Here is a 3,484-nt window from a genome sequence, read left to right as displayed (position 1 = left end):
GCGGTTTCTTTTCTGTCTACACCGGCCGTAGTGGTGAATTCATCCACGCCTACGGCAATTCGCATGGCTTCCTTGATGTGGTCTGGTTCTATAAACGCCGAGGAGTTAACATCGCCGAATTTAAGTTCTTTGACTGAGTTTGGATCATTAGTCCATAAGATTCCAAGCGGTTTGACTGTTATGGTTGACTGCTTATACCCGGGCAGAGCCACCGGTGCGGCCGCAATCATGCTATGAATTTTCATGGTCACCGCATCGACTCTTTGGTTGGTTACGGAATTGAGAAGTTCTTGCAAATGGTCGACCAGCTTCGGAATACCCAGCCAGTAAAACGAGAATGGTCTTGGGAAGAAGCCTGTTCGGGAATAAGGTTTCTGTTCGTGATCATATGGATTGTCGCCGTCCTTGATCTCTATTGGCGTACCGTCCATCGGCAGGAATACGGTGAACCTTTCGTCAATCCAGCGTTCAACGACTTCAAACAATTTTTCATCGCTGGTTGGTGCTGATATTGGATTATTCGGGTTGCCCTCAATCGGGCTCGATGCTTTGGTTGTCTCTCTGATATTTTTTCTAAGCTGGATCAGGACTTCTTTTCGGACATAGGCATAGTCGGTGGTATCGCCTCCAGACTTTACCACTTCGCCGTCCGTGTTCAGGAATTGTTTCCAAACGCTTTCGTTTATATCGGGATACTGAGCTTTCATCTCGTCCAGCGTAAGCACATAGCGGTGGAATACCGGAAATGGATCGGCAATCTTTTTCATTCTTGGATGAGGATAGAAATTGTAAATATCCACCGGGTCAAAATCTGGACGGAAGACGATCTTGGATGTCTCGGTTTTGAAAATAAGTTTTTTGATATTATCCAAAAAGCTAATCTCTTTCTTTCTCTTTTTCTTGGTTTGTTTTTTGAGGAAGTCTTTTCCGATCGTGGTTCCGCAGATGAATACTTGGAGGAAGTAATCTATCAGGTCGTCACTCATGCCAATCTCCCAGAGCCACACAATCAAATCTTTCAATGCTTCGCTGTTTTTTCCCTCAAGCTTGAAGTCTGGCGTTATCCCGACTGTCTTTTGTAAAAAGGTTTTGATGTAAGAAAAAATTTGAGGAATGAAAACATTTGACTGCCAAACCTCGCCGTCATTGGTTCTTTCCAATTCCTCGGCACGATCGCCGTTGAAAGAGGAGAATAGCTTATAACCCCGATCAAATTCGGGTTTGTAGTAGTACAGGAAGTTTTTCTTAGCTTCATCGTACTCGCTATTAAATTTTTGCAGTTCTTTTGTATTTGCCATATTTAGTAAAGTTTTATTGTTCGACCTTTGTGAGCCATTGGCATCTCGCTCGGAAGCTCTTTTAATCCTTGCCAAGCGAGCATGGCCGAAATTAATGCATCGTCTTTTTGTCCGGTTTCCGCTCCCATGCCGTACTTGTTGCTTTCACTGGTGTGAACGAATGTCATCATCTGACTGACTGTCGCTTGGGTTGATAAGCCAATATCATCGTCACGGAGTCCGGCTATAAAGTCATCGACCATGAGAGGCTTGGTGGTTTGGCTGGTTTTCCATCCCAATTCTTTTCTCTTGGTGTTTGTGGCTTTATCAAAGACCGTTCGCTGATAGATGTTCGTGTATTCTGTCTTGAGAGCGTTGATTACCGCCAGTCCGTGATTGTTTATTTCAATTACTGCCAGAGCGTTATTAAAGAATTCGGCTGTCTGTTTTATTTTCTTAGCAAATAAGTCCGGCTGTATCTGTCCAATGTAGAATCCGACTTCTCGTCCGGTCATCTTATCGATTACCGTGATTGCCGAGTCATCTTGTCCGATACCCTCGGCTGGATCGGCTCCCAAGCTGTAGAAATGGTTCAAATTCGGTTCCTCGTATATCAGGATGTCATCCAGTTTTCTTATCGGCTGTCTGACGAATTTACCTTGAGCTTCAATGTACTGTTTCGGAATTACGGCCTTGCTTGAGGCGACGAATGATTCCTCGATGGTGGCTGGATATTCTTGTTTGAATTTATCCAAGTCGCCACCGCAGAGGTTTTGAATTGCCCATCTACGCCATTTCAATTGCTCGTATCTCAGGTTTTCTTTGTTTAGCAATTCTTTCTCGTATTCATTCAGTGTTTCGGCAAACTGTTTTCTGTCGGCTTCACTGGCAAACGGTTGGCTGTATTCCGGCATAAGGTGCCAAGGGAGGAATATAAGCTCGAATTCGTTCTTACCGGCCAGAGCATCTTGCACCATTTGGTAGAAGTATTCGCCGTCGCCACCGAAACCGTTGGCAGTCGATTCAAGAAAGACGGCAGTCGTTGGCAGGCTCGGAATCGCTTGCATTACGGAAAGCATCAGCTCTTTTGCATTTTTCCAGAATGCGACTTCAGATCCGTGAAAATTATGAAGTGTTAGACCTCTACCAATTTTCACCTTGTCAGCCGTCGAGATTACCATTCTCGATCTGAGTCCTGGGTCATCGGCTCTTGCTTTCTGATCAGGATTCTCAAACACCATCTGTTTCTTGTTGTCGTATCGTCTCATCGGCTTGACATCCACTGGAAGCATGTCGTAGAACAGTTTGCTCATGGCAAATATTGCATCAGTCGACTCTGGCTCGTGGGCGACAATCAGCGAGTTGGTATTTTCTTGACGAACGGTCTTTTCAAATATCAATCCCTCGCAAAATGTTGAAACGCCCTCTTGTCTGGCTTTAAGAATTATCATTCTGATCGGTTTCTTTTTTGCTCTTAGCATCTTGATTCGTTCGTAAATCATGGATTGAGCGGTATTAAACTTTAAAAGAACAGTCTTTTGATCCTTGGTTTTTATGGACAGACACTCCTCAATAAACACTTTTGGGTCAGCCTCGCATAACCTCAGGAAAGCAATGAGGTTATTAACCATCGGGTGATTTGTCTCTTGATTTTCGTAGTATCTGTTCATAATTCAAGCCTGATTCAAATAATCCTTTGTGTTCTACCGTCTCTTTGGGCTTTCCATATTGGCGGTAGACAATCTCTTTGGAGGCATTAAGTTTTACCGTGTCATTTTCACTGGCCATTAGAGCGACAATCATACTCGATGCGGTATCCACATTTTTCTTGAAAATTTCCAAGCCGTTCTCGTGTCTGATCTGATTCTGTTCATCTCGGTATTTTTCGTATTCCTCTTTAAGCAAACCGCCAAAAGCGAACCATTTCTCGATAGTCGACACAGGTACTTTTATTTTTCTGGCAATCGAAGAATACGACTCGTTGTTATATTTAAGGCGAATCGCTTCTTGATACCTGATGCTTTTAATGTCGACTTTTTTGCTCATATCGTTGCCGTTTACTGCGGTTTACTGCCGTTTAGTGTATTTATAAACTGGCTACACACTTCGGCGATTGCCTCACTCTCGGTCATTTTTGATTGCTTTGATAAGATGTCCAACGCTTCGTCAATTACGCCTTTTTGCGGATTGGTGACATTGAAACTTAC

3 protein-coding genes are annotated in these 3,484 nt (G+C 43.7%); all 3 read right to left on the bottom strand.

Annotated features, from left to right (window positions below; genetic code table 11):
• Positions 1 to 1,298: hypothetical protein (locus WC473_06125; protein ID MFA5125363.1), on the bottom strand; the 1,298-nt coding region annotated here is incomplete at its 3' end.
• 2 nt (positions 1,299 to 1,300) lie between these two features.
• Entirely contained in the window at positions 1,301 to 2,947 is a 1,647-nt protein-coding gene (locus tag WC473_06120; GenBank protein MFA5125362.1) for a hypothetical protein, read from the bottom strand.
• Positions 2,901 to 3,323: a hypothetical protein gene (locus tag WC473_06115; GenBank protein MFA5125361.1), complete on the bottom strand. Its 423-nt coding sequence runs from the start codon at positions 3,321 to 3,323 to the stop codon at positions 2,901 to 2,903. Before WC473_06115 ends, WC473_06120 begins: the two co-directional genes overlap by 47 nt.
• Between the last annotated feature and the right edge of the window lie 161 nt (positions 3,324 to 3,484).

The organism is Patescibacteria group bacterium (genome assembly GCA_041650895.1).
In the GTDB taxonomy this organism is placed as follows: domain Bacteria; phylum Patescibacteriota; class Patescibacteriia; order 2-01-FULL-39-33; family 2-01-FULL-39-33; genus CAISTG01.
This window is presented reverse-complemented; position numbering and strand designations above follow the sequence as displayed.